Annotated in this window: 2 protein-coding genes; both read right to left on the bottom strand. The window is 69.1% G+C overall.

All coding sequences use genetic code 11. The annotated features are described in order from the left end of the window. On the bottom strand, positions 1-168 hold a 168-nt coding region (locus AC5JLB_RS30530; protein ID WP_495877581.1), incomplete at its 3' end, for a RipA family octameric membrane protein. Continuing rightward, positions 165-1,648: WD40 repeat domain-containing protein (locus tag AC5JLB_RS30535; protein WP_495877580.1), on the bottom strand; the 1,484-nt coding region annotated here is incomplete at its 5' end. The genes AC5JLB_RS30535 and AC5JLB_RS30530, both read right to left, overlap by 4 nt.

A 1,648-nucleotide genomic window follows, 5' to 3' on the forward strand; every position in this document is an offset into this window, starting at 1 on the left:
CACCGATGCCATGGCCGCGCCCTTGCCCAGCCAGCCGTAAAGCGCCACCACGGCGCTGTTCACGCTCAGCATCCAAGTGTTGGCAGAAGCGCGGCGGTCGCTGACCTTTTCGGCCGTGTCGAGGTAAAGCTTGTAGAGTGCCAACCTCTGGTCCGCGTCACTGCTCACAGTTCGTCTCCTGCCGCGTGGCTGTCGCCAAGATCAAAGATGTGGATCCGGCCTAAGCCGTCGCCGAGCGCGACCGCCGAGCCGTGCGCGGCAAGGGCCGATATGCTGGCGTCCAGCGACCAGCATGCGAGCTCCCGTCCAGTGTCCGCGTCCCAGAGCCGGGCCGTGCCGTCTCCGGACGTGGTGATGACGCGGAGGCCCTCGGACGAAAGGGCGACGTTCCATACCCCAAGGTCGTGCCCGCGAAACACGATGAGCTCCGCCCCGGTCTCGGCGTTCCAAAGCCGTGTTGTGCGGTCATCGGAGGCCGTGACGACGCGAGCGCCGTCAGGCGAGAAGGCGGCGCTCAACACCCCATCCTCATGGCCGCGCAGCACATGGATCTCCGCACCACTCCTGCCGTTCCAGAGCCTCGCCGTGCCGTCCCCGGACGCAGTGATGACGCGGGTGCTATCTGGCGAGAAGGCGACGCTCAGCACCGCGCGCTTGTGGCCGTGGAGCACGAGAAGTTCTGTCCCCGTCTGAGCGTCCCAAAGCCGCGCCGTGTCGTCCGAGGATCCAGTGGCCACGCGGGCGCCATCCGGCGAAAAGGCGGCGCTCAGCACCCGCTTCTCGTGGCCGCGCAGGACACGGAGCTCCGCGCCAGCGCTCGGATCCCAGAGCCGCGCCGTGCCGTCCCAGGATCCGGTGACGACCTGGGATCCATCGGGCGAGAAGGCAGCGCTCCACACCCAATCCTCATGGCCGCGCAGGACGCACAACTCCGCGCCGGTCTTGGAGTCCCAGAGCCGCGCCGTACGATCGTCGGAGCCACTCACGACGTGGGCGCCGTCGGGCGAGAAGGCCATGCTCCACACCCCGAGCTCGTGGCCACGCAGTCCATGGAGCTGAGTGGCGGCGCTCGGGTCCCAGACCCGCGCGGTGCCGTCGGCGGAGGCTGTGACGACTCGGGCGCCGTCCGGTGAGAAGGCGGCACTCTCAACCGCTCCGTCGTGACCTCGAAGGACGTGCAGCTCCGCCCTGGTCTCAACGTCCCAGAGCCGCGCCGTGCGGTCCCAGGACGCGGTGACGACCCGGGAGCCGTCAGGTGAAAAGGCGGCGCTCTGCACCCTGAGTTCGTGGCCTTGCAGCATGCGGAGCTGTGCCCCGGACCCGGTGTCCCAGATCCGTGCCGTGCCGTCCCGGGACGCGCTGACGACTCGCGAGCCATCGGGCGAGAAGGCGGCGCTCTGCACCTCCTCCTCATGGCCGCGGAGGATACGGAGCGGAGCGCCGGTCCTGGCGTCCCAGAGCCGCACGATGCGATCTGCGGAGGCAGTGACGAGGCGCGTGCCGTCAGGCGAGAAAACGGCGCACAGCACCTCAAGATCATGACCGCGAAGGACGAACAGCTCCGCCCCTGTCCCGGCGTCCCAAAGCCGCGCAGTGCCGTCCGACGACGCGGTGACGAGGCGAGTGCCGTCAGGCGAAAAGGAGGCGC

Source organism: Myxacorys chilensis (genome assembly GCF_059505265.1).